Origin of the sequence: Flagellimonas sp. S3867 (genome assembly GCF_014698935.1) — a bacterium.
GTDB lineage: Bacteria > Bacteroidota > Bacteroidia > Flavobacteriales > Flavobacteriaceae > Flagellimonas.
This window is the reverse complement of the sequence record NZ_JACVMN010000003.1, coordinates 477,088-504,041: the sequence shown is the minus strand read 5'-3', so window position 1 is coordinate 504,041 and position 26,954 is coordinate 477,088. Positions and strand designations below refer to the sequence as shown.

Genomic DNA, 26,954 nt, shown 5'->3' with positions numbered 1-26,954 from the left:
GGTACTCATTTAATATATTAATTATGGAAGCATTGCAAGAAGTCCAGACAATAGTTTATCAATTTGGAAACAAAACTGCAGATGGAAATAGCAAAATGAAGAACCTCTTAGGTGGCAAGGGGGCCAATCTGGCAGAGATGAGCGCCATAGGAGTTCCTGTACCGCCTGGCTTCACAATTACCACTGAGGTCTGTACTGAGTATAATCGACTTGGTAAGGATGCCACAATAAAGATGTTGGAAGAAGATGTTGCAATGTCCATAACTAATATCGAATCCATAATGGACGCCAAATTTGGTGACAGTGAAAATCCATTGTTGATTTCCGTTCGATCTGGGGCTAGGGTTTCCATGCCTGGCATGATGGATACCGTGTTGAATCTCGGACTTAATGATGAAGTGGTTCAAGGTTTGGTGGACAAAACCAATAATGAACGTTTTGCTTGGGATTCATACCGTCGTTTTATTCAGATGTACGGAGGTGTGGTCTTGGGAATGAAACCTGAATCCAAAGATGATATAGATCCGTTTGAGGAAATCATGGAGCATCTAAAGGAAAAAAGAGACATTCAATTAGATACCCAATTTACTGTTCAAGATTTAAAAGATTTGGTCTACGATTTCAAAGACATCGTAAAAAAGCGCACAGGGCATGATTTTCCCACAGACCCATGGGAGCAGCTATGGGGTGCGGTAATGGCTGTATTCGATAGTTGGAATGGTGACCGGGCCATTTATTATAGAACCATGAATGGGTATCCTGCCGATTGGGGAACCGCGGTCAATGTTCAGGCGATGGTGTATGGCAATATGGGTGAAAATTCTGGAACAGGGGTATGTTTTACAAGAGATGCCGGAACCGGAGAAAATGTATTTAATGGAGAGTATTTAATAGATGCCCAGGGAGAAGATGTGGTTGCCGGGGTTAGAACTCCCCAACAAGTCACTAAACTTGGCTCTGAGCGTTGGGCTAAACTAGCAAAGATTGAGGAAGCAGACCGTTTAGAAAATTATCCTTCGCTGGAAGAGCTAATGCCTTCTATTTATGAAGAGCTGAAACAGTATCAAGATGTTCTTGAAAAACACTATCGCGATATGCAAGATATGGAGTTTACTATTCAAGAAGGAAAACTCTGGATATTGCAGACACGAAATGGTAAACGTACGGGAGCAGCAATGGTGAAAATCGCTATGGACCTACTAAAAGAGGGGCTTATAGATGAGCAAGAATGCCTATTGCGAATTGAACCCAACAAATTGGACGAGCTACTTCACCCAATCTTTGATCCCAGGGCATTAAAAATGGCCAATGTGATAGCTCAAGGCCTACCCGCTTCACCAGGGGCGGCGACGGGTCAAATTGTATTTTTCGCGGATGAGGCAAGGATGTACAAGAACACCATCTTGACCCGGATAGAAACCTCTCCCGAAGATTTGGAAGGCATGAATCTGGCAAAAGGAATATTAACCGCACGTGGTGGAATGACATCCCATGCGGCAGTGGTAGCAAGAGGAATGGGGAAATGTTGTATCTCTGGAGCCGGAGCCTTGAAAATAGACTATAAAAAACGTGTCCTGACCGTTGACGGAAAAGAATACCATCAAGGCGATTGGATTTCGTTAAACGGTTCTACAGGGAATATTATAGAAGGAAAGGTTGCTACCATGGAACCTGAACTGAGTGGAGAATTTGCCCAAATTATGACGTTGACCGATAGGTATGCAACCATGGAGGTTAGAGCCAATGCAGATACCCCAAAAGACGCTAAAATTGCACGTAGCTTTGGTGCAAACGGAATTGGTTTGACGAGAACCGAACACATGTTTTTTGAAATTGACCGGATTCGGGCCATGCGTGAAATGATTTTGGCCGATACTGTTAAAGGCAGAAAGCATGCTTTACAAGAATTACTGCCCATGCAAAGAAGTGATTTTGAAGCTATTTTTGAGGTCATGGAAGGGCTTCCTGTAACAGTTCGCCTACTAGACCCTCCACTACACGAGTTTGTACCCCATCAATTAGCGACTCAAAAAGAATTGGCTGAAGATATGCACATTTCTCTCGCTGCAGTCAAAAACAAGGTTGCCGAACTGGAAGAATTTAATCCTATGCTTGGACATAGGGGATGCAGATTGGGAAATACCTATCCAGAAATCACCGAAATGCAGACAAGGGCCATTATTGAAGCAGCTTTGAACCTTAAAGAAAAAGGTATTACAACCAAGCCTGAGATCATGGTGCCATTGGTAGGTACCTCAAATGAGTTTATTGAACAAGAAAAGGTGATTAGAGAAACTGCAAATAAAGTATTCAAAGAACGAAATGATTCCATTGAGTATTTGGTAGGAACCATGATTGAAATCCCAAGGGCCGCTTTAATGGCTTCTGAAATCGCAAAAAGGGCGGATTTCTTCTCTTTTGGCACTAATGACCTTACTCAGATGGCCTTTGGTTATTCACGAGATGATGCTTCCAAATTTTTGCCTGTTTATATAGAAAAAGGAATTTTAAAAGTGGATCCTTTTGAAGTATTGGATCAAGAAGGTGTCGGACAGTTGATTCAAATGGGTACTGAACGAGGTAGAGACACAAAGCCAGATTTGAAAGTTGGCATTTGTGGAGAACATGGAGGCGAACCCAGTTCAGTTGAGTTTTGTCACAATACAGCAATGAACTATGTCAGCTGTTCACCATTTAGGGTTCCGATTGCTAGACTGGCATCTGCACAGGCTGCCGTTAGAGCAGCAAGATGAAATGACATCAACCACTTTTATAGAGTTATGAGGAGAATGGGACAATGATCACAAACGGGGGCAAATGCTCCCGTTTTTAGTTTCACATAAGATTTAACTCAGTTTCACATTTCAACACCAACACCCATGCTTCCAAAGCATTAAAAAACAACACATTATACAATTTAAGTTACCAAACTTTTTCAAAAATATGACAATCGTCATACCCTCTGAGGTGCTCATCAAATATCTTTATTGCTGTAAAAAGAAGGATAAACAAAATTAAAGAAAGATGAAAAATTTGGTCATATTGGGTGCAGGGACTTCAGGAACGATGATGGCAAACCATCTCATTAGAAAACTCCCCAAAAAGGAATGGAATATTACGATCGTTGACCAATATAAAACGCACTATTATCAACCAGGGTTTTTATTTCTTCCTTTTGATATTTATACGACCAAGCAGGTAAAGAAAAATGGCACAAAATTTATTCCCAAGGGAGTTAATTACATTCAAGAAAAAATTGAATTGATTGAGCCAGAAAAGAATATCGTTCAGTTGGAAAAGGGCGGGCAACTACCATACGACATACTTATTATTGCAACAGGCACCGATATTGTTCCTGAGGAAATTGAAGGTATGAAAGGCCCTAAATGGCAAAAAAACATCTTTGATTTTTATACATATGACGGCGCTAAAGCCCTACGAAATAAATTAAGGGAATGGGAAGGGGGCAAACTAGTGGTCCATATTACCGAGATGCCCATAAAATGTCCTGTTGCACCATTGGAATTTGCCTTCTTGGCCGATTCATTCTTCAAGAATAAAGGAATGCGTGATAAAGTGGACATTACGTTTGTAACCCCACTTGGTGGTGCATTTACTAAACCAAAGGCCACAAAGGCCCTTCATTATCTTCTAGAAGAAAAAGGCATTAAGGAAGTAACCGACTTCAATATTGAACGTGTCGATTATGAAAACAACAAGATTATAGATTACGGTGATACCGAAGTGGATTATGATTTGCTGGTAACGGTTCCCACAAACATGGGCGACGCACTGATTGAACGTTCTGGCATGGGTGATGATCTAAACTTTGTGCCCACGAACAAAGCATCCTTGCAGACCCTTGCTCATGAAAACATTTTTGCCATTGGTGATGCCACCAACCTGCCCGCTTCAAAAGCAGGTTCTGTTGCACATTTTGAAGCAGAAATTCTGACGGAGAATATTATAAGATATATCAATGGGGAATCCTTGAAGGAAGAATTTGATGGCCATGCCAACTGCTTTATAGAGACCGGTAATGGTAAAGCCCTGTTGATTGATTTCAACTATACCCATGAACCTGTTGAAGGAACATTCCCTTTTCCAGGGGTTGGACCGCTACAGCTGTTAAAGGAAAGTAGAACAAACCATATGGGTAAAATGGCCTTCAGATGGGTGTATTGGAACATGCTCATCAAAGGTATACATATCCCTTTTGTATCGGCCACCATGTCAACCAAGGGAAAACAATTAGAGGAAATAAATAATAATTAAAAGTATAAATTCCAATAACATGAGAAAGCTAATAGCACATACGGAAATTGAAGTGAACGAAGAAGGGTATCTGACCAATTTCAGCCAATGGACTAAAGAGATTGGCGAATGTATCGCAGACGAAAATGGCATATGCATGAACGACAGACATTGGGAAGTCATCAACTATATCCATGAAAAGTACAATAATGAAGAACCTTTATCCATTAGGGGCATCAAAAAAAGTGGGGTTATAAACATTAAGGAGTTTTACAGCCTTTTCCCGGGTGGCCCACTCAAGAAAGCGACCATGATTGCCGGAATACCAAAGCCTAAAAGTTGTATCTAAAATTTTAAGGCTATCAATACAAAAAACAGATAATTATTAAATACTAAGATTATGAGCGGTACCAAAGTCAAAAAAATGCTTTTCATTCTTTCAAAAGGAACCATTGAAAATGCGTACGCTGCGTTTGTTATGGCTAACGGAGCTAGAATGGAAGGTATTGAATCGGAGATATTTTTCACATTTTTTGGTCTAGAGGCCATACAGAAGAAAAAATTGGAGCACCTACGAGTTGCAACAGTGGGCAACCCCGCAATGCACATGCCAACTATGTTGGGTGGATTACCAGGTGTTGAGGCCCTTGCCACAAAGATGATGAAAAAGGAAATGGAGAAATTGGATATGCCACCAGTAGGTGAGTTTTTAGAAATTTTATCAGATTCAGGATGTAAACTATGGGGCTGTAAATTAGCGGTTGATATGTTTCACTTAGAAGAGGAAGATTTGATTGATGAATTGGATGGTGTTATAACTATTGGTGACTTTTATAGCAGAGCAGATCAAGAGGGAACGCACTTGCTATTTATCTAGAAGGTTCAGAACAAGACCTTAAAAAGGCGATATCTATACGAGATATCGCCTTTCCTTTTTGTTATACCATACTGTTACATCCCTTTACTTTATAAAGGTGTAACTAGCACCAACCATGATCATTGAAGTGGTCATGTCATAAGAAATCTCACTACCGGGTATAGCACCATACGGAGGAAAGTTTGGCATAAACTGTGGGTTTAGCACAGGTCCGGAAGTAGCATCACCACTATCTCCATAATGAAATACAGCATCCAAAGAAAACCTCTCACTTGCTTCATAGGTCAAACCTAGCTGAAATGCATTTTTGATGATCGCCGTTGCTGGGATATTAAAAAAAGCTACATCATCGTTAATCGGGTTAGAGCTATAGGTGTAGCCAACACGAATGGGCAATTTGTCGACACCTTTATATTGTATACCAGCAGAAATGATATTGATATTCTCCCAACCAAATCCGGACACTGAGGCAGTTGGTGTCCACCCTGTTTCCGAAAAACCATCAGTATTTTCATAATCCACAAATCTATAATCCACGGCCATATCAACATTGCCCAAAGAATATCCTAAACCCAATGATAATATCGCGGGATAGTCTATATTAAACTCATTGGTTGCAGTAGAACCATCCAGATAAGTATTGTCCAATTCAAAATCACCAAAGTACTGGGATGTTTTGTACGAAGCCCCTACTTTGAACCCCGAACCAGAATCAAAGAACAAACCAACCTGCCCTCCAAAACCGATTGCTGAGGCATTGTCAGTGGAAGGATATCCAGATTGATTTGGATTTGCCGTTGGATTCGGAATCAATTCCAAAGAGGCATAGTTTGCCGTAGGTTGTAAACCTATCGAGAACTTGTCTGACAATTCATAGGCCCATGTAAAGCCAACTTGCAACAAGGAATAATCAGATTCAATTCTGCCAAAACCTCCTTGATTTTGGGGCAAATTTATGGGATTGGTAGTACTTTCTGGAAAAGTGACCCCAAAACCGCTGATTCCAAATGCCGAAGCGCCGAAAGTATGCTTACTGCCTTCCTTGCTCCAGACAAATGCTAGCGCCGGAAGTGGAGAAACACCCCGGTCATCTTCTGTAACACCACTGAAAAAATTACCTGTTGGCTGTCCACCAGTATCAAATTCAGGAACTGTTGAACGCAATTCTGGTGAAGAAAAGAAGAATCCAATATCAAATTTCAAAGTGGTTTCATCAAAAGCCGAAATTGTGGCTGGGTTCCAATGCAAGGCACCAGAGATATCCAAAGGTTGTGCTGTGGCAGCACCACCCATTGACATGTTTACCGACCCAACACCCTGCATAATGTGGCCTGCTTGTGAAAACATGGCCGTTGAAAAGAGCAAAACCAAAAAATTTAAATAGTTGTTTCTCATGATTTTATAGTTTTAATTTTTGAACATAAAACAATGCCGTAGCTATTATGAAATCGCAGGTTAGAGATATGCTGATTTTAATAGCTAAAGTATCTGATATTTAGACAAATAAGGATGATTAAAGTCATTGTTCAAAAATGGGAAGGAACATACTTTTATACTAAATTCGGGTCTTCCGATAATATAGAAGATTACTTTGGTTAGACCCTTGCCAATTTATTCATATGCTATTTGTTTTTAGATACGTTCACTTATTTTTCAAAAGTGACTCATATCACCTGAGAGAGTTAGAAAAAAAAATAACTTAGTATCATATTGGTTTTTTAAATAAAAGCAAATGAAACGAAGAAACTTTGTTAAGCATACCATGCTGGGTTCAATGACAGCAATCATTGGCACAGAGATAGTTTTTGGTTCATCCATGCCACAAGGTTATATGCCTTTGGCACTTCAAGATCCGGATCCGTTTAAGATGTTCAATAAGAATAAGGAAATGGTTGTCCTAAACGACAAGCCATGGAATATTGAGGCCCAAGCCCATTTATTGGATGATAAGATTACCCCAAACAAGTATATGTTCATTCGCAACAACGGATTAATTCCAGAAAATATCGAAGCAGATAAATGGACTTTGACCATTGAAGGAGAATCCGTAAAGCAAAAGAAAACATTTACACTTGCTGAAATAAAGTCAAAATTCCCACAATATACCTATCAACTTACATTGGAATGTGGTGGCAATGGCCGTAGCGAATTTAATCCGCCTGCTAAAGGAAACCAATGGACCGTGGGTGCCGTTTCCTGTGCCACATGGACAGGGATAAGACTTAGGGATGTGCTTGCCGATGTGGATATAGCAGACGATGCCATTTACATAGGCTATCATGCTGCCGATGTCCATTTGAGCAGGGACCCAAATAAGGAACCTATTTCACGAGGTGCTCCTATGTCTAAGGCAATGCAGGAGGAAACACTTTTGGCATTCAAAATGAACGGAAAGGATATTCCATTGGCACATGGTTTCCCACTGCGATTGGTAGCAGGTGGTTGGCCAGCTTCGGTCTCAGGTAAGTGGGTTAACCGGATTAGTGTGCGCAACAAAGTCCACGACGGAGCAAAAATGACAGGAACAGCCTATCGAGTTCCGTGTAATCCGGTGGCGCCAGGTGAAAAAGTAAAAGATGAGGATATGTGCATCATCGAATCAATGCCTGTAAAATCATTGATTACCTATCCTAAATCAGGGGCCACAATACAACAAGGAAAAAAACTGAATATTAGGGGACATGCCTGGGCAGGAGAGCTGGAGGTCTTCAAAATGGAATATTCTATCGATTTTGGGTCTACATGGGCCACCTGTCCCATAGAAAAACCTGTGAGTCGTTTGGCATGGCAGCATTTTTCAGCCAGTATAGAATTCCCGAAAAAAGGCTATTACGAAGTATGGGCCAGGGCTACCGACCAACACGGTGTGTCCCAACCCATGGTTTTGCCAGGTTGGAATCCAAAGGGCTATTTGAACAATGCATGTCACCGAATCGCAATTAAAGTAAGTTGATGGATAATTCGGAAAACGTTAGAAAAGCGATAAAGCAGGTATCTCGGTTAATGACGGTAATATTTGTTGTATTTGGTGTTATGGCAGCCATACTCGTTTACCTGATGGTGGATCCAACGCTTTCTGCCTTTAACCCTGCTGCCCCTACTGAAGAATATGTAACTGTCCCACTTATCGATAGCGACGAAGACTTTGATAAAATTGAGAATGGCATTCATGTACGTACAGGTCTTGTGGAGGCCGAAGGGTTGATGGAGGTGGTGAATAATTGTACCAATTGCCATTCAGCTAAATTGGTTACCCAAAATAGGATGGACAAAGAACGCTGGATAGCTACCATAAGATGGATGCAGGAGACCCAAAATTTGTGGGATCTGGGTAACAATGAGGACATCATAATCAATTATCTGGTCATTAACTATCCAGCCAAGAAAAAGGGAAGAAGGGGGATATTGACAAATATTGAGTGGTATGAGCTTCAAGAATAACATATGGCTCATTTTATTCATATCTGTTGCACTGTCATGCAAAAGAGACAAGGACAATCCCCTAGCAGATACAAAAACCTATGCAAGTGTCGAACATATTATTGAAGCAAAGGAACTGCTGAAAATGGATTGGCTTGAAAAAGTTGTAATAATCGATTTTAGAAAAGACGAAGAATATATAAAAGGCCATATTGAAGGTGCCTTAAATATTTGGCGAACTGATGTAGAAGACGCCTCTTACCCATATAGTGGAATGGTGGCAAGAAAAGAGCAAATCGAGACACTTTTTAGCAAATTGGGAATTAACAACAATGATATTTTAGTGGTCTATGGCGACAAAGGCTCCAGTGACGCAGCACGGTTATGGTGGCTATTGAAGTATTATGGTTTTGATTCGATCAAATTATTGAACGGAGGACTAGATGCTTGGATAAAGGCAGGAGGAAATATCAGTTCCAAAATTAACAATAGAGAACGGTCAACTTTTAGGCTTCCAGTTAAAAAGACTTTGGATGTATGGACAGGCAAGGATGAACTTTTTGAAATAATAAATTCAAACAACAATGTTATCATCCTAGATGCCAGAAGCGAAGATGAATTTAGCGGAAAAAGAAGAAAGAAAGGGGCCGCCAAGGCTGGAAGAATACCAAAAAGTATATCTATTGATTGGGCAAACGCAATTGATTATGAAGGAACAAAGAAGTTTAAAACTTTCGCTGAATTGGAAGCTGTTTATGGCAAAATGGAAGCATCCAAAGATGATACCATCATTGTGTATTGCCACACCGGTGTAAGATCCGCAAATACAGCTTTTGTTTTGACCGAATTATTGGGCTATGAAAATGTGAGAAACTATGATGGTTCCTGGACGCAATGGAGCCAGTTTGATGAATTACCTTTTGTAAAAGACAGTATAACAATAGTAAATAAATAAATTATGGAAAAGTATTTAGAAGCATTTGGAGCTTCCTTTATGGGCAGCTTGGAATGGACCTGGAAATCCATTTTGTTTGAGGTTCCGTGGTACACAAATTATGTTTGGGGCCTTACGGCCATTTCATTAGTGGTATGGATATTGGAAATTCTGTTTCCATGGCGAAAGGAACAGTCTATCTTTAGAAGAGATTTTTGGTTGGATGCTTTCTATATGTATTTCAATTTTTTCATTTTCGCCATAGTTATCAGTGGTTTTTACAAATTGTTGGAAGTTTTCTTTTTGGATATTGGGGTTACTGCCAAGAGTCTAGCCATCGTAGATCTTACAACGATGCCCATGTGGTTGCAATTGTTGTTCTTTTTTATCGTCCTCGATTTTGTACAATGGTTTACGCATGTTTTACTCCATAAATATCGTTTTTTATGGAATTTTCACAAGGTACACCACTCAGTCAAGGAAATGGGATTTGCAGCTCATCTCCGTTATCATTGGATGGAAAATATTCTCTACAAACCCTTAAAGGTTTTTGGCGTCATGATATTAGGAGGTTTTGAACCCGAACAGGCCTATGTTGTTCATTTTGCAGCCATAGCCATAGGACATCTTAATCATGCCAACATTAAAATTACCTGGGGACCTCTAAAGTATATTTTCAATAACCCAGTAATGCACCTGTATCATCATAGCTATGTACTTCCAAAAGGTTCATATGGAGTTAATTTTGGCATTAGCCTTAGTCTTTGGGACTACATTTTTAAGACCAACTATATTCCTGAGGACAGCGGCACTATTGAGTTAGGCTTTCCGGGAGACAAGAACTTTCCCCAGGATTTTATCCATCAAGAAATATATGGGTTTAGAAAATCTAAAAAGTTATAATTCGGAAACCCTACATGGCGATTTAATTTTGAGGGACAATACATTTTAATGTTAGCAAATACAAGCCAATAAGAGGTTGGTATTTGCTAACAAAAATTTGAATCCTTGATTAATAGTGACATCAAGTTTTGGGTTCTGGAAGTTTTATTCCTTGGCGCAATATGAATATTCCCATAACCATCAACCAAACAGCTTTGATATGAAAAATTGGTTTGTAAATTTCGAAGTTGTCGGGTATACCCATAACAATTCCCATGGCCGCAAGACCCAATAGAACCGTAAACCAACTTAGCCATCCAGAGATAATTTTCCATTTCACAAATCCCAAGCCCAACAATACTAGACCAACTCCTGAAAAAACACGCCCAAAGCGCACAAAACATGTAACATACTGGTTCGTATAAAGGATTTTATCCATAAACTCTTGAATTTCTGCAACGGACTTGCCAGCGGTAAGGCCAACACCCCAGGCACCGAAGTTATAATAGAATGCAGACGCAATGGCCAAGGTGAAAGTTCCTGCCACTACCATCCCTGCACCAGGTAATATTAGAGTTCGATACGGTTTTTTAAATGTTATTGATACAAGGGCAAACAAAGCTATTGCCATGGTGACCCATCCAAAAATATGAATTCTATACATCCAAATCCAATACCATAAATCCTCTCCAATTGCGGTAAAGTCCGAGGCAACTAAATACTCCCCTACATGATGTGGAGATAAAAACCATCCACCCCAAAGCAGTGCTGCAGCAACAATAAATGTCCAACCCGTAAACTTAGTTTCAAAATCTTTTTTCATAATTTTTCAATATTTCGTTCCGAAAGTATTTAGAAACAATGTTTTGTGAAATGATCAACATCATTTTTGAGCTACTGGCACAAGACGAAGAAGCTAGTGATTTTTATGAGGCATTGGATGAATTTAAGGGAGACGAAGACCTGATAGAAATCGATACAATTACCGGTGCCAAATTTATGGTCGCCAAACCTTTTAGTTATACAATGAATGCTGCAGGCTTTTTGAATGGTGTTTTTTTAATAATCAGATGGTCAGTATTACACTGGACAAATTGATTCAGCATAATCAATTTGAAAGTAATCAGGAATCTACCCATCCAAATTACAATCTAGATTATGGCTATTCAGATTATTTGATGGCAATATTAAAATTTCCAAATGATATAGAAATACTGGATATTGATAGGTATGATATTGATTTTAAGAATGAATATGGGGAATATCATTTAAATCGGTTGGGGGCAATTAAGTCACGCTTAAATCCAATTATAAAATCAATATGGAAATGATTCCTAAGGATGAATACGAACAGTTGAAGAAAATAAACCTATTGCTTCAGAAAATCAAGAACAGGAGTAGACTAATTACATAAAAGTTAATCCTAAAAATGCCACACCATGATTCCATTTACAGAAATAACCCATGGGGCAAAAACTAACTCTTACCGATCGTCAAACCTAATGCATTGACTTCAAAAAAATATTCTCCACGGGGTAAGAAAATTACATTTCCAAGTGATTGAAAATCAGTAAAAAGTAAAGATAGCTTGATTAATTTTTATTTTAGTGACCACGGAGGGATTTAATATCCATACAAAGCTCCGTTTTTAAAATCAAAAAGCTCCACTAACAAAATCAAGTAAACTTGATTTGACGCGAAGCATTTTGGTTTATTCGTGACCACGGAGGGGTCGTTATACCTCAATTATCCATCTGATATTCAGAAAGTTATAACTTTATTAATTCTAGGTGCGCACCGAAATGCCAGCCGGATCGCACTTGGATTTTAAATGAACTTATTTGACCCTAAATTTAACCATTTTTTTCCAGTTCGAAAGCAATAAGGCCAGTCCATCTAAAGAAAGAAAGTTTGTAACAGAATTAGTATGGATAAAGGTGGGGTTTATTACTACTTACCTAAAGGATTAAAAGCTCCGAAAAAGGTTCTTTTTGTGGAACTAATTTTTCAAGTAAATAGTCATTTTTTGAGAGTCCAACTTTTTTCCTATTCAAAGCATAATTCCATAAAACGGTTGATCGAACGGAAAAAAGAAAAAGCAAACCACAGTCTCAATAGTGTTATTTTTAAGGGCTAATACCTATTTACATCAAACCTTTAGACATATTGGCTATATTTAAAAGTGTAATGGGTATTCTTTAAAACTTATTTATAACCAAAATCCCTTTAATTGATTTTAAAATTTCCATGCAAATAGAGTATATACTATGATTTTCATCAATATCATCGGTATCGGTATTCTTGCCATTTTCCTTTTATTCATCATTCAAAAAAAAGGGAAGGTGTTAAGCGACTATATGCTTATTCTTACAATAATCCTCATCAGCACTATTTTTATAAGTAATTTATGGATTAGTAATGGGCTTAATGATTTCAATTTTATTCTAGAAAAATTACCAAGTTTTTATATCGTCCCTGCTTTTCTAACTTATTCAATGCTCCTTATAAGTGATGATAATAAATTAAAGAAAAAATGGTGGTGGTTTGGTTCTTTCGCAATAGCCTTCACTATTTTTATTTTCGTTGACTTTACTTTTTTGACTAATTATAATGGTGATAAATTGGAAATTCAACATAAAACACCCTCTTTATTTTATCAATTTTTTTATAGGGGAGGTAATATTTTTGTGTTCTTTGCTCTACTGTGGTATTTGAAAAAATTGAAGGAATATCGTAAAAATCTAAAGAATGATTATTCCTATATTGAAACCATTAGCTTGACTTGGCTGCGGAATTTTACATGGGTTTATTTTATAAATAACCTCTCAATCTTGTTACTATCTTTAGCTTTTAGTTTTTTGCATATAGGTAGTCTGGACGCCCTTTATTTGATTGTTTATGCTTCTATTATAATTTCTTTATTTTATTTATGTTACAATGGTATTAGACAATATACTTTAACGGAGTATGAGAACTACTTAAAACAAAATGGAACAGACTTAAGCATTAGAGATAAATCAGAGAAAAAAAACATAGCTCATTCTACCTCTAAATATAAATCTTCATCACTTTCCGAGGATGAAATGAATAACTTACATATAGCGATTAAAAGGTTTTTTGAAATTGATGAAATTTATTTAGAGCCGCAACTGAAAATCGATGAAATTGCTACACAATTGGGAGTTACCACTCATAAAGTATCCCAAACAATTAATACTATATCAAAGAAATCGTTTTACGATTATGTAAACCATTATCGGGTTGAGCATTTTAAAAATTTACTTTCTAATCCCAAAAACCGAAAATACACCATTTTAGCATTGGGAATTGAAAGTGGTTTTAACTCCAAGGCCAGTTTAAATAGAATATTCAAAGGTTATGTGGGGCAATCTCCAAAAGAATTTCAAAAGTCACAATTTTAAAACAAAATTACCTCAAAGAATACCCCTCCCCCATTATCTACTTAATTCAAAGACTCAATTTATAGGATAAGCCTTTTTCATACTGAACAATAGGTATCAACTTACCGTTTGAAGCATTTCATAGTTACCTCTCTTTCATATTTGCAACTTATAACCATAAAATAAATGCAATCATGAATAAAATTAGATTAATAGCACACTTGGTCATTTTAATAGTAACTGTCTTATTGAGTATTACAAGTTGTAGTGTCGAAGTTGATGTTGATGAGGTGGTGACAATTGGACCTAAGTTTGAAGACCTTCAAAGTTGGGAGTTATTGGCAACCGTATCGGAGAATCAAATTAGAAATTTGGTAAGTCAAAATGAACCTGGACTAACACCAATTATCACTAGTAGACAACTAAAAGACATAAAAGTTTATAAAATCACTTATAATACCATAGATGTTGATGGAAACAATATTATAGTCTCTGGGCTAGTGATTATACCTAAAAACAGCGTTGACCTTCCTTTGGTATCCTATCAGCATGGGACACTACTTACTGATGATGACGCTCCTTCGAGCTACAATACTGAAAAACTTGCCACTCTTTTTGCAATGACGTTAGCTTCAGCCAATTATGCGGTAATAATGCCTGATTATTTGGGGTATGGCGTTTCTAGGAATTACCCACACCCTTTTCAGCATAGAAAAACTTTAGGAAGTACATCTTATGATATGATAAGGGCAGTAAAGGAAGGACTTAATTTTGTAGACAATCTAATTATAAATGATAAACTGTTTATAACCGGTTACTCCGAAGGAGGGTTTGCCACCTTGGCTTTGCAAAAACATATTGAGGAAAATTCAATTTTGGAAGTAACAATGAGCGCACCTGCGTCTGGCGTTTATAATAGTTCTGCTTTCTTTCAGGAAATGATGTTGCTAAATGAAGATTACAATTATCCTGGCCTGGCAATGTGGGTTTTTGATTCCTATGATAGGATATATAATTTAAACCGTGATTGGAGTGATTATATTAATGAGCCATACGCTACTATCATTGAGGACGTAAGCCACCCATTTGATTTTTTTAGTACGGACATTTCTAAAAATCCTCAAGACCTGTACACAGAAGAATTTAGAAATGGATTGGTCAACGGTTCAGATATTGAGTTCTTGAATATCATAAGCGATAATGATGTTTTCAATTGGACTCCAAATTACCCTATTACATTTTTCTATGGTACAGATGATAATTTAGTATTCCCATTAAATTCCGAAACGGCATATGAAAATCTTTCAACTGATAGTGCAAATGTTGATAGGGTCATTTATGAAGGTGAAGATCACTTTACTACTGGAATACTTTATATCAACGATGTATTTGAATTGTTTGAGTCTTTAAGATAGAATTATGATTAAAAAAGTATATCTCTCTTCTATTTTATAAATTTAATTATAAGTACAGTTCATTAAGAAATAAGAAAGAAATTAAAAAAACAATATATTTATTGCTGACCATAATAGGATTCATTTTACCAACAATATTGGTTATCATAGAATCCATCGACATGGGTAATATCTTACTTTATGCAGACCCTCTAGCAACTCTGAACGGAATGTTTGCAAACAGTATATCCTCAATATTTGCGATTGATCTTTTCTTTACGGTCCTAGTCTTTTTTATTTGGTCTTATCATCAAGCAAAAAGTTCAATCTAAAATATCTATACTTCATTTGGTTGTTTACTTTGTTATTTGGTTTGGCAGGAGGTTTTCCTTTATTTCATTTTCTTAAAGAATCTCAAATCAACAAAGAGGGAAGGCATGAATAGTACCTCCTCCGTTATATGTTCTTTGTACATGCAGTTTCTGTACTCTGCATTTACCCAAGCTCCAAACTTCTTAAAACCAATCCAATGTAGCACTGTACATAATTACACCAAACTAAATTCTCTTGCTTTTTGACCAATTGATGTTTGATATTTAATATGTCTCAACTTATCACTTGAAGCATTTTATAGATTATATATGACAATTTTTGTCCAACAATCACTAAAAATAAAAATCATGAATCTAAAATTAATTAAATACGGAAAGTTAACATTCAAGCGTGCAAGCTTGTTATTGATAGTTTTTTCTGCTTCTATTTCAGTAGCCCAAAATCAAGAGGGAAAATCAGATATACATAAATATTTTGATGGATTCCACGTAGGGCTGAGCTTTGGCTCACAGAACATATTTGGTGGGGCCTTCATTGACAATCTAGATGTGCTTGGTCAAAAATCGGGGTTTGTTATTGAACTTTCTTCGGGATATAGAATGCAGCTGTTAAATGATAGATTATTAGTTGGAGCTGAACTTCAATTTGGAATTACCGATGGCGGTTTGACACAAACTGACTCTAGAAATCAATTGGATATTGAGTATGAAAACAATAGTCAATTTGGCTATGGAATTAACTTAGGTTTGGTGCTTGGAAAAAAGAAAAATATACTAGTGTATACCTATGGCAGTATAACTAAAAGAAACTTTGACATTACAATTCTGGACACCTTTGGAGCATCTTTTAATCAAGAAGACGGGCAACGATTTTTACGATATGGTATGGGATTAGAGACACCTGTTTATAAAAAGTTCAATATCAAGGCAGCGGTTGGCCGAGTTAGTAATGATTACGATGAAGAGATCAATATGGATGTTGATGATAAATTCGATTTCATCTTAGGTTTGGTGTACCAATTTTAGGCTGTCAATAAATTTTGAACTATGAGAGTACTCCTTATTTCGGTCGGTACCCGTGGAGATATAGAACCTTTTTTAACAATCGCAGAAATGCTGCGGCAAAAAGGACATAATACTATTTGCTGTTTTCCTGAACAATTTAGGGAAATGGTTACAAAATCTGATATTGAGTTCTTAGGGTTGAACTCCAAATTTCTTGAACTATTGGACAGTCGTGCCGGTAAAATAGCCATGGGAGGCAAAGCTTCCATTTTGGAAAAAACAAAAGCTTATTACCATTTATATAAAAAATCATCAATCATCAATAAAACCCTTATAAAGCAACAACATAAATTCATACAAGAAATAAACCCGGACAAAGTAATCTATAATATTAAATCCATCTATCCATTGGCTTGGAGCGTTGAGAATATGCAAAAAACAATTTTAGTAAGTCCAATACCTTACCTAATTCATTACACAAAGAATCATGGACATATTGGTTTCAACAGGAATTACGGTCTATTTTTCAACAGAATTACATATACCTTGGCGAATTTCGCATTCATAAGAAATGTGAAGTCAGTAATGAATGAAATACCGCGATACCGCGATGTAGGGCATAGGCAACTAAAAAAAATACTATCGAGTACTCCAATGCTTTTCACTGTTGCGCCTGCAATTATTCCAAGACCAGATTATTGGAAAGAGAATGTACAAGTAGTGGGTTATCCAGAGAAGCCTCAAAAACAAAGCAAGCTTCCATATGATTTAGAAACATTTTTTGCTAAACATAAGAAGGTGCTTTTTATCACTTTTGGGAGTATGGTGAATGAGGCTCCCGAAGAAAAAACAAGATTAATTGTAAACCTTTTAGAAGACTATCATATTCCGGCAATTATCAATACAGCTTCTAACGGTTTGATTGAAACAGAATCATACAATCCTGAATTGATAAAGTTTGTACATGGCATCCCATATAATGCTGTATTTCCTAAAGTTCATGCTGTGGTTCATCATGGTGGGGCGGGCACTACACACTTAGGGCTAAAACATGGTTGTTCTTCCCTTATTATACCTCATATCATAGACCAATTTCTGTGGCAGAATATTATTTACAACTTAGGGGTCGGGCCAAAAGGAATAGCCATAAAGAAAATGAACAGACAGAATTTGGAACCCCGGCTATTAGACCTTTTCCAAAATAATGTTTACAAGGAAAGGGCAAAACAAGTTTCTGAAGAAATGATGGAAGAAAGAAACAGTGATTCATTATACAAATTCATTGTCAATTAAACCATGAACAAAACCATAGACATATCTGCGCCAGTAGTCAGTAACAAAATAGTTTTAATAAATGCCTCTCCTGAAAATGTTTGGGAAGTTTTGATCAATATTGACCAATGGTCAACTTGGCAAAGCGATGTTACCAGTTCCAAATTAAAAGGAGAATTCGGGTTGAATTCAACTTTTATCTGGAGATCGGGTGGAACAAAAATCAATTCAACCATTCATACAATAGAACCCTTTGAAAATTTTGGGTGGGCAGGAAAAACACTTGGTCTATTAGCCGTACATAATTGGAAATTAATAGACATTGATGGGGGAACAATAGTTAATGTGTCGGAAAGTATGAATGGCTTTTTGGCGAAACTATTTAAAAGGCAATTAAAAATGGCCATAGAAAAGGGAATGCAAAATTGGGTTGATATGTTGAAAATTGAATGTGAAAAGACAACCTAGTTAATCATAATAATGGTCTAACAAATTAAGTCCGAAAGCATAAAATCAGTTAAATGCAATTTTGTACGAATGATGAAAACAAAAAAAACAAATACAATTACAAAAACTTTAAACCAGAATATTATGATATGCGTAATTTTTATGGACCCAAAGCCGGAGATAAATATATAGTATTGATTTGTATGGTCTAGATGGTGTAAAAACACCTCTTTCTTCATTGAATTATAAGCCTATGGTTATTGAAACAGGTAGTAATACTTGTCCTATGTACGTCAAATGCGTGCCAAAAATGGAAATTTTTAGGGAAATGTGTCCTGAAGTTAATTTTCTAATGGTTTATGTTAGAGAAGCACATCCAGGAGAAAGAGTTAAAAGTCATGAATCATTGACTGACAAAATTATTGAAGTACGGAAAGTTCAAAAACTTTATAACGATAATAGAACGGTGCTTGTAGATTCTATTGATGGACTTTTTCATAAAACTTATGGATCACACCCTAATATGGTTTATGTAATTAATGCAGAAGGAATAGTATTATTTAGAGGCGATTGGAATAACATATCAAAATTAAAAAAAGTGCTAAACAGTATAAATGATAACAAAATATATACTGAAGAACATTTTGAACCAACAAAACCTAATCCTGCGGTAGCAATTAAAGCACTAACGCATGGTGGGGCTATTGCAGTTTGGATTTTATTAAAGGAATTCTTGGGCTTATAAAGATGCACAGAAATGCTAATAGACATTATTTAAATAAAGAATACTAGTTTGACCAAACGAGACAAAAAGTACTAGTGATGAGATTTGATAAATACAGCCATTATGAAAGTTAGTATAACTTCTATAGAACTAAAATCTCCTTTAAGTTTTTTTAAACTGTCTTTTTTAGCTCTACATATAGCAAATCAGCTGAAAATCTCACCGTATATTGAGTTTAAGAAAAAAGGTTTTTGGACAAAGCATTACGCCATGACTCTATGGAGGAATGAGGGAGATATGAGAAGGTTTTTTCATAGCGAAGCTCATCTTGAAGTAATAAAGAAATCTGAATCAATAGCAAAAGAAATTAAGATTATAACAATCGAGGTCGACCGATTACCTCATTGGAAGGAAGCCTGTATTCTATTAAAAAACAAGGGGGAAGTATATAGGTCAAACCCATTTCAAAAAAAATTCATATCATCATCAATCTACAAAAGCGACCATGTCAAAACTGAACTTTTAAAGCTATATAACAAGAAACAAAAAAGTTTAAAAATCCCAACAGAAGATATCTATGTAGATACATTTGCAGGCAGAACACATATTCTTGCCTCTGGCGATGTTCACAATCCGCCTGTAGTGATATTACATGGAATCAATGCCGGTGCTCCAATATCCTTAGAGGCAATTCAAGGAATATCAAAAAATTTCAGAATCTATGCTTTAGACACTATAGGTCAAACAACCAAAAGTGCTGAAACTAGATTATCCGCTAAAAATGATGATTATGGAAAATGGCTGGAAGAGGTCCTAATATGTCTAAAGATTGAAAATGCATGTTTTGTTGGAATTTCTTATGGCGCTTTTTTACTACAAAAACTGATTCAATTTGCACCTGAAAGAATTAATAAGGTCATTTTAGTTGTTCCCGCAGGTATTGTCAATGGTGATTTTTTGAACTCAATGAGTAAACTGACTTTTCCCTTGCTTAAGTTTTTAGTAACAAAAACAGAAAAGAGCTTAGTCCAATTCATGGATGCTTTTTATATGACGAAGAAGGAAGATGATATTTTGTTCCAGAAAAACATTCTTCTAGGTACCAAAATGGATTATAGAAGACCACCTTTATTGAAGAAAGAAAATCTAATTCACTTTAATTCGCCAACATTTATAATGGCAGCGGATATGGATGTGTTTTTTCCAGGACACAAAGTTCTTGGTAGAAGTATAGAACTCTTTAATAATTTGAAAGATTATCATGTATTAAAAAAGACTAAGCACATTCCAGATGAAAGCATTTACTCTGAAATAGAAAACAAAATCATCGATTGGTTAAACTATTGAAACATAAAATGAATATTACCGAAATCACGCATGGGCTTGATTCTGGTGAAGAAATTGTGACCAATGGGACCTTCACAGTGGATGCCGCGGCACAATTGCAAGGCAAAAAAGTATGATGAACAAAACTGGCGGCAAGACTATGACGGGCAATGAGGGCTATATGGGGATGCAGAAAGATACGGGTTCAGACAGTTCGGGAGAAATGATGAAAATGGAATTTTCGGATGGTTTTATGAAAGATTTCGAGGCAGTATTGCCTGCCTACTTAAAATTAAAGGATATCAAAAGGTGATCGATGAATTTCCGTGAATCTTAAACGATTGATGCATTATTTGTAAAACGCTCCCATTCAATTCCTTAAAATCCGTTCAACCCGATTCTCTTTTTAAAGTGCCTTTTACCTTAATTTAAAAGGTTCTTCGAAATCACCTTTGGTGATTGTTGGGAGAAGCGAGAGGGTAGCACGGCAAGCCGGTGCTACGATAATATTTTTGCTCCGCAAAACCCTATGAACAAAGGAGTTAATGGAAAAATGAAGATTCCCGTGGAATTGGGAATTTACTGTAAACCCTGTCGAAGAACCCTGAAACACTGAAAAAAGTTACTGTAAAATGGTCCAGAAAGTAAAAGAACATGGGTTTTCAGCCATCAGCATCAAGGTAAATGTCGCAAAAAGGTTCCGTTGTTTCTCCAAGAGGATCGCCAGGTCACATACCGAAACATTGACGTGCATTATGGACTTTTTTGAGTGGCACGGGTTCACTCCCAATGAAAAATTCGAAAAGAACATTCTTCAAGAAATCCTTAAGAACCGGAAACGTACTGAAGCGTCAATAGCCATCATCCGTGATATTGAGATAACGCAGACAAGACCCACCAATGCCATTCTTAACGCCTTACTGGAACAAAAGGCCAAGCATGAAAAACCGATGAGGGTTGAACAAAAAGCAGTCAAGAAACGGCCTGAGATCGAAGTAACCGTTCCCAGGATTCGATATGAGCGCCTAACAGATAAAATGGAAATGCTCAAAAGAGAGAGTCAATATGTAATTGACCATGTGAGCTTGACAAAGCCCTCTTTTGGGAAACCCTATCTGAAGTTGGAAATCACAGAAGGGGAATTGGAGAATTATAAACGGACACTTCAAAACCTATAGATAATTTACGAACTGTGATTTAGCTTTGCACCAAGCTCAGCAGGTTTGTTTTGGTAAGATTGGGCTTGCAGCGCAAAACCCGGTTTTGCTCGCTGATCTTGTATCCATATCATCCCCCGATCTTGAATTTGGCCCTTACCAGCTCCATGTCCTCCATAAGTTTTTTGTCCAGCACCTTGGCATAGATCTGAGTGGTCTTTAAAGATTGGTGCCCCAACATTTTACTGACCGATTCTATGGGGACCCCATTGGCAAGGGTGACGGTCGTGGCGAAAGTGTGCCTCGACAAATGAAAGGTGAGCCTCTTTTCAATGTTGCATAGACGCGCAATTTCCTTTAGATAAAGGTTCAATTTCACATTGCTGACCACAGGGAGAAGCCTGCCCGTGTTGTCCGTTCCGTTGCATACACTGTATTTGTCCAATATCTGTTCGGCGACCTGCAACAACGGGACACTGCTCTTGGTATCGGTCTTTGTGCGCTTTATCTTTATCCATTTCTTTCCATCCATTGCCAACACGATATGGTTGCCCGAAAGTTTTTGCACATCGATATAGGAAAGGCCGGTAAAACAGCAAAAGACAAAGATGTCCCTCACCTGGTCCAATCTTTTTGAAGGAAGGACCTTTTCCATTATGGCTTTCAGTTCCCGTTCATTGAGGATCTCACGATCCACCTTTTTCCATTTGGCCTTCCAATGGTAGAAGGGATCCTTTGAGATCCAACCATTGGCATAGCATATCCGCATTATCTTCTTGAGATTCGTCACATATTTGGTCACTGTGTTCTGCCCACAGTCCTTCAAAGTTGTCTTTAGGAAATGTTCAAAACGGTTGATGAATTTCAGGTCCACCTTTTTTACACCGATGTCACTATAGCCATATTCTTTCTTTATGAAAGCTTGTAAATGTTTAGCGGTCCGTAGATGTCTTTGGTATGCCCCCGATGAGAATTCCCTTCCGACCAATTCTGAAAGTTCTTCATTATGGTCGCCATAAATTGATAAAAGTGTTTTTTGCCCGTTGCCCTTTCCCTGAAAGGCATTTAGGACCATGTCCGAGGTATAGGGAATGCCATCGGAGATGAATTCCCCCTGTATCTGATAGACCCTCGATACTGTCCCATCGAGGAACCGGTTCAGTTCCAGGGTGGAAGGAACCGTGCCCCTGACCCTTCCTTTTTTAGGGTCCCATTTCTCGGGCCTTGCCTTTCTTTGCAGGCTCATCTCTGACCTCTTGCCATTGACGGTGACCCGCAAATAGATAAGGCTCATGCCATTTTTATCGAGCCTACTGCCCCGGATGTAGAACAATGTAGAAAAGGAATCTCTCATTTTTTCCAAACTTTAGGTTACTGAATTTCTAATAACTTTCCGTTTAAAAACCCCATCTCCGGTTCTTTAACACATATCGGATATTCTTTTTACGAATCATGAAAAAGAGCGCACCGAATCGTCCACCGAATTGCATGGTTTTATATGATATCAGATGGATTTGGTAAAAATGAAAAAGTCCGTAAACCATTGATTTACAGACTTTTCGAATTTGGATGATAATCCTCAGTGACCACGGAGGGATTCAAACCCCCGACCGCTGGAGCCGAAATCCAGTGCTCTATTCAGCTGAGCTACGTGGCCGTTTTATATTACGAGCTTAATTTAGCTCTTACAATGGTAGAAATGGTCTTTCCATCAGCTTGACCAGCCAATTCTTTGGAAACCATGCCCATTACCTTGCCCATATCCTGCATTCCTGATGCACCAATGGAATCAATTGTTTGCACTACCACCTTTTCAATTTCTTCTTTAGTGAGCTGTTCGGGTAAAAACTTTTCAATTACTGCAACTTGCTCCAATTCGGGTGCTGCGAGATCTTCTCTTCCCTGCTCTGTGAAAATGGATGCACTGTCCTTACGCTGTTTTACCAATTTCTGAACCAGTTTCACTTCATCTTCTTCCGAAAGCTCTCCGCCACCGCCCTTGTCGGTCTTTGCCAATAAAATTGCCGATTTAATGGCTCGCAAAGATTCCAAGGCAACAGTATCCTTGGCTTTCATAGCCGTTTTCATCTCTGTCATTACTTGTTCTTGCAAACTCATTTTCTCGTTATTTTGGGCTGCGAAGATAAAAAATAAACCCGAAAGTCTCTTAACTAACGGGTTTAGGTTTTCCATTAAAAAATGGAGTCAATTTAAACACTACTAATCAACATTATCGTGCAAGAAGGAGTTGTTGGAACGCAATTGCAAATCGTCATTGCTATCCTCACTCAAGGTTGTTCTGGACACCTTCTGTTCTTGTGGGGTATCATCCAAATCAACGCCCTGTCTTTTATACGCAGGTTGTTTTTCGATTTCGTCTATACTGTTTCTATTGTTTTGAAATTTATAGTTGAAATTTTTCAGCTTTTTTCTCCGTTCATCAGCTCTATCTTTCAACAAATCACTGATAGAACTATTGAATGGGTCAACATTTCCTGATGCATCTTCATTTTTTGTAGACGCTTCAGTTTTAATCGTTTTCTTTTCAAAAACAAGTTCATCTTCTACCAATTTGGGCTCATGGGTCTCGGCCACTGATCTAGCGCCGGTCAACTTCGTTTCCAATTCCATGTATTCTTCAAGGTCGTAACGGGTCTCTCCTTCTTTTTTATACTCCAAGACGGGTTTAACCTCAACATATTCGTTTACGTCGATGTCCTTTACGCTATCATCTAAATTAAAAGTGATGGTATGTTCTTTTTCCTCCTCTACTTGATTCGTATTTAAAGGCATATCAAAACTCAATGCAAATTGATCTTCAGATGCATTGGGAGAAACTGTTTCCGGCTCAACGACCTCAATGTCATTTAAAATGCTTTTAGCCTCGATGATCACAAAATCATCTTCCACATTTTCAGGAACTACTTCTTCATAAAAAACGTTGAAGTTTTTAATGTAATTGGTAGTCGGAATAAGTTCAGATTCTGGTTCTTTGGGTTTCACCTCCTCTGGTTCCTCCATTTCCAGGGTATGACGCACAACTTCTGGCTCTGGCTGCGCAGATGTTTTTTCTATTTTGATATCTTGAATAGCGGTAGCTTCAGTGGTCAATTCTTGCTCTGCAATTTGCTCATCTTCAAGGGTATAAAAAACTTTTTTGGTTTCGGTGTTTACGATCTCATCTTGTTGATCAATATTAAAACCCGTCGCTATTACAGTAACTGCAATAGCATCGCCCAAGTTTTCGTCTTCACCCACACCCATTATGATGTTGGCACCGTGACCTGCTTCTATCTGGATATAATCATTGATTTCCCCAATTTCATCAATAGTGATTTCTTGGGAACCTGATACAATTAACAGGAGTACATTTTTAGCTCCGTTTATCTTGTTATCGTTCAATAATGGAGAGTCCAATGCTTTGGCAATTGCTTCACCTGCTCTAGCTGAACCAGATGCTGTAGATGAACCCATGATGGCAGTGCCACTATTGGAAAGTACCGTTTTGGCATCTCTAAGGTCAATATTTTGTGTATAGTGATGTGTTATAACTTCTGCAATACCCCTTGCTGCAGTTGCCAATACTTCATCTGCCTTGGAAAATCCGGCCTTGAACCCCAAATTACCGTATACTTCCCGAAGCTTATTGTTATTGATTACAATTAACGAATCTACATTGGCCCGTAATTTTTCAATACCTGCCTGAGCCTGCTTGTTTCGCATAGCTCCTTCAAACTGAAAAGGAATAGTAACAATTCCCACGGTAAGAACATCCATTTCCCTGGCCACTTTGGCAATAACGGGAGCTGCACCAGTTCCTGTTCCCCCGCCCATACCAGCGGTAATAAAGACCATTTTAGTGGTATGCTCCAGCATAACCTTAATGTCTTCCATACTTTCCAGTGCTGCTTGTTCACCAACATCAGGATTGGCTCCAGCGCCAAGTCCTTCGGTCAATGAAACGCCCAATTGAATTTTGTTGGGAACGGAACTGTTCTGCAATGCCTGCGCATCTGTATTGCAGATTACAAAATCAACTCCGTTAATTCCAGCTTGGAACATGTGATTTATGGCATTGCTACCTCCACCGCCAACGCCAATAACTTTTATAACGTTGCTCTTGTTCTTTGGAAGGTCAAAACCAATATTGTCAAATTCGGTGCTATTACTCATGACAGTTTTTTGTTTGTTGTTTAGGGGTTATTATTCTGCATTGTCCAAGAAATCCTTCAATTTCTCAGACCATTTATCAAAAATTGATTTTCTGGGTGCTGTCTGTGTATTTACAGACTTACCGGCCACACTCTCTTGTCCAACCAACATTTCTTCCTCTGCTTGCTCCATTTCACTTTCCAGCACATTATTGTTGGTTGTTTCCAAAGCATTCATAAGCAGTCCAACTGCAGTGGCATATAAAGGACTGGCAACTTCTTCATCTGAATCTCCGGCCAAATGTTCGTTGGGGTATCCAATACGGGTATCCATCCCGGTGATGTATTCCACCAATTGCTTCAAATGTTTCAATTGGCTTCCGCCGCCTGTTAAAACAATTCCGGCAATCAGTTTTTTCTTCTGCTCTTCGTGTCCGTAATTCTTAATTTCAACATATACCTGCTCAATTATTTCAACTACACGGGCGTGGATTATTTTGGACAGATTTTTTAATGTTATCTCTTTTGGTTCACGGCCTCTTAAACCGGGAATGGAAACAATCTCATTGTCCTTGTTCTCTCCTGGCCAAGCTGAACCGAATTTTATCTTGAGCAATTCTGCTTGCTTTTCGATAATGGAGCAGCCTTCTTTTATATCTTCTGTAATCACATTTCCTCCAAATGGAATCACAGAGGTATGACGGATTATTCCATCTTTAAAAATGGCCAAATCGGTGGTTCCACCTCCTATGTCTATCAAAGCAACACCTGCTTCTTTTTCTTCTTGGCTTAAAACTGCTTCTGCGGATGCCAGTGGTTCTAGTGTGATATTTCCAAGATCAAGTCCTGCACTTTTGATGCATCGACCAATATTTTTTATAGAGGAAACCTGACCGACCACAACATGAAAATTGGCTTCCAGTCTGCCGCCATACATTCCCTTGGGTTCTTTTATTTCACACTGACCATCTACTTTATACTCTTGTGGTAAAACATGAATAATCTCTTCACCCGGAAGCATGACCAGTTTATATACTTGGTTGCACAATTTTTCCAAATCATCATCATTGATTACTTCCTCAGAATTTGGTCTGGTTATGTAATCACTATGTTGCAGACTTCTGATATGCTGACCTGCTATGCCCACGACAACGGAGCCGATCTTTAATCCTGCATCCACCTCTGCCTGCTCTACAGCTTGCTGTATAGAGGAAATAGTTTGGGTGATATTATTGACCACTCCACGGTGAACCCCCAAACTTTTGGATTTTCCCGTTCCTAAAATCTCTATTTTGCCGTATTCATTTTCCCTTCCAATGATCGCAACGATCTTGGTAGTTCCAATGTCCAACCCAACTGAATAATTACCTTGTTCCAT

Annotated in this window: 26 protein-coding genes and 1 tRNA gene; 20 read left to right on the top strand and 7 right to left on the bottom strand. The window is 37.9% G+C overall.

The window, feature by feature from the left end; all coding sequences use genetic code 11:
• Positions 1-23 precede the first annotated feature (23 nt).
• From ppdK to IAG46_RS15650, 4 genes are all read left to right on the top strand, one after another.
• A complete protein-coding gene (ppdK, locus tag IAG46_RS15665; RefSeq protein WP_190811328.1) occupies positions 24-2,753 on the top strand; it encodes a pyruvate, phosphate dikinase in 2,730 nt (909 codons plus the stop codon).
• Positions 2,754-3,024: 271 nt separating this feature from the next.
• Entirely contained in the window at positions 3,025-4,275 is a 1,251-nt protein-coding gene (locus tag IAG46_RS15660) for an NAD(P)/FAD-dependent oxidoreductase (RefSeq protein WP_190811327.1), read from the top strand.
• A 19-nt stretch (positions 4,276-4,294) separates the two neighbouring features.
• Positions 4,295-4,603: a TusE/DsrC/DsvC family sulfur relay protein gene (locus IAG46_RS15655; RefSeq protein ID WP_190811326.1), complete on the top strand. Its 309-nt coding sequence runs from the start codon at positions 4,295-4,297 to the stop codon at positions 4,601-4,603.
• A gap of 51 nt (positions 4,604-4,654) precedes the next feature.
• Positions 4,655-5,131, top strand: a complete 477-nt coding sequence (locus IAG46_RS15650) for a DsrE/DsrF/DrsH-like family protein (protein ID WP_190811325.1) — start codon at positions 4,655-4,657, stop codon at positions 5,129-5,131.
• An 84-nt stretch (positions 5,132-5,215) separates the two neighbouring features.
• On the opposite strand, the gene IAG46_RS15645 is transcribed toward IAG46_RS15650, so the two are convergent.
• On the bottom strand, positions 5,216-6,526 hold the full coding sequence (locus IAG46_RS15645; protein ID WP_190811324.1) for an OmpP1/FadL family transporter: 1,311 nt from the start codon (positions 6,524-6,526) through the stop codon (positions 5,216-5,218).
• 337 nt (positions 6,527-6,863) lie between these two features.
• On the opposite strand from IAG46_RS15645, the gene IAG46_RS15640 reads away from it, so the two are divergent.
• From IAG46_RS15640 to IAG46_RS15625, 4 genes are read left to right on the top strand one after another with little or no spacing between them, the layout of a single operon-like run.
• The gene (locus IAG46_RS15640; RefSeq protein WP_190811323.1) at positions 6,864-8,084 is read left to right on the top strand and encodes a sulfite oxidase; all 1,221 of its coding nucleotides are present in this window, start codon (positions 6,864-6,866) and stop codon (positions 8,082-8,084) included.
• Complete coding sequence (locus IAG46_RS15635; RefSeq protein ID WP_190811322.1) at positions 8,084-8,572, top strand: monoheme cytochrome C; 489 nt, start codon at positions 8,084-8,086, stop codon at positions 8,570-8,572. Before IAG46_RS15640 ends, IAG46_RS15635 begins: the two co-directional genes overlap by 1 nt.
• A complete protein-coding gene (locus tag IAG46_RS15630; RefSeq protein ID WP_190811321.1) occupies positions 8,556-9,506 on the top strand; it encodes a sulfurtransferase in 951 nt (316 codons plus the stop codon). The genes IAG46_RS15635 and IAG46_RS15630 overlap by 17 nt, the downstream gene beginning before the upstream one ends.
• Before the next feature lie 3 nt (positions 9,507-9,509).
• The gene (locus IAG46_RS15625; RefSeq protein ID WP_190811320.1) at positions 9,510-10,388 is read left to right on the top strand and encodes a sterol desaturase family protein; all 879 of its coding nucleotides are present in this window, start codon (positions 9,510-9,512) and stop codon (positions 10,386-10,388) included.
• Positions 10,389-10,509: 121 nt separating this feature from the next.
• On the opposite strand, the gene IAG46_RS15620 is transcribed toward IAG46_RS15625, so the two are convergent.
• Complete coding sequence (locus IAG46_RS15620) at positions 10,510-11,190, bottom strand: hypothetical protein (RefSeq protein ID WP_190811319.1); 681 nt, start codon at positions 11,188-11,190, stop codon at positions 10,510-10,512.
• A 50-nt stretch (positions 11,191-11,240) separates the two neighbouring features.
• On the opposite strand from IAG46_RS15620, the gene IAG46_RS15615 reads away from it, so the two are divergent.
• The 12 genes from IAG46_RS15615 (at position 11,241) to IAG46_RS15560 (ending at position 21,446) form a co-directional block, all read left to right on the top strand.
• Complete coding sequence (locus tag IAG46_RS15615) at positions 11,241-11,465, top strand: hypothetical protein (RefSeq protein WP_190811318.1); 225 nt, start codon at positions 11,241-11,243, stop codon at positions 11,463-11,465.
• Complete coding sequence (locus tag IAG46_RS15610; RefSeq protein ID WP_190811317.1) at positions 11,438-11,698, top strand: hypothetical protein; 261 nt, start codon at positions 11,438-11,440, stop codon at positions 11,696-11,698. Before IAG46_RS15615 ends, IAG46_RS15610 begins: the two co-directional genes overlap by 28 nt.
• Positions 11,699-12,634: 936 nt before the next feature.
• Positions 12,635-13,789, top strand: a complete 1,155-nt coding sequence (locus tag IAG46_RS15605; protein ID WP_190811316.1) for an AraC family transcriptional regulator — start codon at positions 12,635-12,637, stop codon at positions 13,787-13,789.
• Positions 13,790-13,962: 173 nt separating this feature from the next.
• Positions 13,963-15,183, top strand: a complete 1,221-nt coding sequence (locus IAG46_RS15600) for an alpha/beta fold hydrolase (RefSeq protein ID WP_190811315.1) — start codon at positions 13,963-13,965, stop codon at positions 15,181-15,183.
• Between the two features lie 101 nt (positions 15,184-15,284).
• On the top strand, positions 15,285-15,494 hold the full coding sequence (locus tag IAG46_RS17860) for a DUF2834 domain-containing protein (protein WP_190811314.1): 210 nt from the start codon (positions 15,285-15,287) through the stop codon (positions 15,492-15,494).
• Between the two features lie 348 nt (positions 15,495-15,842).
• Positions 15,843-16,520: an outer membrane beta-barrel protein gene (locus IAG46_RS15590; RefSeq protein ID WP_190811313.1), complete on the top strand. Its 678-nt coding sequence runs from the start codon at positions 15,843-15,845 to the stop codon at positions 16,518-16,520.
• Between the two features lie 21 nt (positions 16,521-16,541).
• Positions 16,542-17,792, top strand: coding sequence for a glycosyltransferase (locus IAG46_RS15585; RefSeq protein ID WP_190811312.1), 1,251 nt, complete (start codon positions 16,542-16,544; stop codon positions 17,790-17,792).
• A gap of 3 nt (positions 17,793-17,795) precedes the next feature.
• On the top strand, positions 17,796-18,239 hold the full coding sequence (locus tag IAG46_RS15580; RefSeq protein ID WP_190811311.1) for an SRPBCC family protein: 444 nt from the start codon (positions 17,796-17,798) through the stop codon (positions 18,237-18,239).
• Between the two features lie 232 nt (positions 18,240-18,471).
• Positions 18,472-18,963 carry a deiodinase-like protein gene (locus IAG46_RS15575; RefSeq protein WP_223826735.1) on the top strand — a complete coding sequence of 164 codons (492 nt, stop codon included), beginning with the start codon at positions 18,472-18,474 and terminating at the stop codon, positions 18,961-18,963.
• 102 nt (positions 18,964-19,065) lie between these two features.
• Positions 19,066-20,289 carry an alpha/beta fold hydrolase gene (locus IAG46_RS15570; RefSeq protein ID WP_190811309.1) on the top strand — a complete coding sequence of 408 codons (1,224 nt, stop codon included), beginning with the start codon at positions 19,066-19,068 and terminating at the stop codon, positions 20,287-20,289.
• A 112-nt stretch (positions 20,290-20,401) separates the two neighbouring features.
• Positions 20,402-20,581 carry a hypothetical protein gene (locus tag IAG46_RS15565; protein ID WP_190811426.1) on the top strand — a complete coding sequence of 60 codons (180 nt, stop codon included), beginning with the start codon at positions 20,402-20,404 and terminating at the stop codon, positions 20,579-20,581.
• Between the two features lie 319 nt (positions 20,582-20,900).
• The gene (locus IAG46_RS15560; protein WP_190811308.1) at positions 20,901-21,446 is read left to right on the top strand and encodes a BfmA/BtgA family mobilization protein; all 546 of its coding nucleotides are present in this window, start codon (positions 20,901-20,903) and stop codon (positions 21,444-21,446) included.
• A 109-nt stretch (positions 21,447-21,555) separates the two neighbouring features.
• Here IAG46_RS15560 and IAG46_RS15555 read toward each other — a convergent pair whose 3' ends face one another.
• The 5 genes from IAG46_RS15555 to ftsA form a co-directional block, all read right to left on the bottom strand.
• On the bottom strand, positions 21,556-22,779 hold the full coding sequence (locus tag IAG46_RS15555) for a site-specific integrase (RefSeq protein WP_190811307.1): 1,224 nt from the start codon (positions 22,777-22,779) through the stop codon (positions 21,556-21,558).
• A 229-nt stretch (positions 22,780-23,008) separates the two neighbouring features.
• Positions 23,009-23,082: transfer RNA gene (locus IAG46_RS15550), tRNA-Arg, on the bottom strand.
• Positions 23,083-23,090: 8 nt separating this feature from the next.
• A complete protein-coding gene (locus IAG46_RS15545; protein WP_190811306.1) occupies positions 23,091-23,543 on the bottom strand; it encodes a GatB/YqeY domain-containing protein in 453 nt (150 codons plus the stop codon).
• A 102-nt stretch (positions 23,544-23,645) separates the two neighbouring features.
• Positions 23,646-25,598 (bottom strand): cell division protein FtsZ, encoded by a 1,953-nt coding sequence (ftsZ, locus tag IAG46_RS15540; RefSeq protein ID WP_190811305.1) that lies wholly within the window; start codon positions 25,596-25,598, stop codon positions 23,646-23,648.
• A 30-nt stretch (positions 25,599-25,628) separates the two neighbouring features.
• Positions 25,629-26,954, bottom strand: a complete 1,326-nt coding sequence (gene ftsA / locus IAG46_RS15535; RefSeq protein ID WP_190811304.1) for a cell division protein FtsA — start codon at positions 26,952-26,954, stop codon at positions 25,629-25,631.

Excerpts from the sequence above, each read along its gene's own strand:
- IAG46_RS15545 (WP_190811306.1), bottom strand. The coding sequence starts at position 23,543 with ATGAGTTTGCAAGAACAAGTAATGACAGAGATGAAAACGGCTATGAAA.
- IAG46_RS15630 (WP_190811321.1), top strand. The coding sequence starts at position 8,556 with ATGAGCTTCAAGAATAACATATGGCTCATTTTATTCATATCTGTTGCA.
- IAG46_RS15625 (WP_190811320.1), top strand. The coding sequence starts at position 9,510 with ATGGAAAAGTATTTAGAAGCATTTGGAGCTTCCTTTATGGGCAGCTTG.
- IAG46_RS15585 (WP_190811312.1), top strand. The coding sequence starts at position 16,542 with ATGAGAGTACTCCTTATTTCGGTCGGTACCCGTGGAGATATAGAACCT.
- IAG46_RS15605 (WP_190811316.1), top strand. The coding sequence starts at position 12,635 with ATGATTTTCATCAATATCATCGGTATCGGTATTCTTGCCATTTTCCTT.
- IAG46_RS15650 (WP_190811325.1), top strand. The coding sequence starts at position 4,655 with ATGAGCGGTACCAAAGTCAAAAAAATGCTTTTCATTCTTTCAAAAGGA.
- IAG46_RS15565 (WP_190811426.1), top strand. The coding sequence starts at position 20,402 with ATGATGAACAAAACTGGCGGCAAGACTATGACGGGCAATGAGGGCTAT.
- IAG46_RS15620 (WP_190811319.1), bottom strand. The coding sequence starts at position 11,190 with ATGAAAAAAGATTTTGAAACTAAGTTTACGGGTTGGACATTTATTGTT.
- ftsA (WP_190811304.1), bottom strand. The coding sequence starts at position 26,954 with ATGGAACAAGGTAATTATTCAGTTGGGTTGGACATTGGAACTACCAAG.
- IAG46_RS15655 (WP_190811326.1), top strand. The coding sequence starts at position 4,295 with ATGAGAAAGCTAATAGCACATACGGAAATTGAAGTGAACGAAGAAGGG.
- IAG46_RS15560 (WP_190811308.1), top strand. The coding sequence starts at position 20,901 with ATGGTCCAGAAAGTAAAAGAACATGGGTTTTCAGCCATCAGCATCAAG.
- IAG46_RS15555 (WP_190811307.1), bottom strand. The coding sequence starts at position 22,779 with ATGAGAGATTCCTTTTCTACATTGTTCTACATCCGGGGCAGTAGGCTC.
- IAG46_RS15645 (WP_190811324.1), bottom strand. The coding sequence starts at position 6,526 with ATGAGAAACAACTATTTAAATTTTTTGGTTTTGCTCTTTTCAACGGCC.
- ppdK (WP_190811328.1), top strand. The coding sequence starts at position 24 with ATGGAAGCATTGCAAGAAGTCCAGACAATAGTTTATCAATTTGGAAAC.
- IAG46_RS15610 (WP_190811317.1), top strand. The coding sequence starts at position 11,438 with ATGGTCAGTATTACACTGGACAAATTGATTCAGCATAATCAATTTGAA.
- IAG46_RS15575 (WP_223826735.1), top strand. The coding sequence starts at position 18,472 with ATGGTTATTGAAACAGGTAGTAATACTTGTCCTATGTACGTCAAATGC.
- ftsZ (WP_190811305.1), bottom strand. The coding sequence starts at position 25,598 with ATGAGTAATAGCACCGAATTTGACAATATTGGTTTTGACCTTCCAAAG.
- IAG46_RS15580 (WP_190811311.1), top strand. The coding sequence starts at position 17,796 with ATGAACAAAACCATAGACATATCTGCGCCAGTAGTCAGTAACAAAATA.
- IAG46_RS15615 (WP_190811318.1), top strand. The coding sequence starts at position 11,241 with ATGATCAACATCATTTTTGAGCTACTGGCACAAGACGAAGAAGCTAGT.
- IAG46_RS15640 (WP_190811323.1), top strand. The coding sequence starts at position 6,864 with ATGAAACGAAGAAACTTTGTTAAGCATACCATGCTGGGTTCAATGACA.
- IAG46_RS15635 (WP_190811322.1), top strand. The coding sequence starts at position 8,084 with ATGGATAATTCGGAAAACGTTAGAAAAGCGATAAAGCAGGTATCTCGG.
- IAG46_RS15660 (WP_190811327.1), top strand. The coding sequence starts at position 3,025 with ATGAAAAATTTGGTCATATTGGGTGCAGGGACTTCAGGAACGATGATG.
- IAG46_RS15600 (WP_190811315.1), top strand. The coding sequence starts at position 13,963 with ATGAATAAAATTAGATTAATAGCACACTTGGTCATTTTAATAGTAACT.
- IAG46_RS15570 (WP_190811309.1), top strand. The coding sequence starts at position 19,066 with ATGAAAGTTAGTATAACTTCTATAGAACTAAAATCTCCTTTAAGTTTT.
- IAG46_RS15590 (WP_190811313.1), top strand. The coding sequence starts at position 15,843 with ATGAATCTAAAATTAATTAAATACGGAAAGTTAACATTCAAGCGTGCA.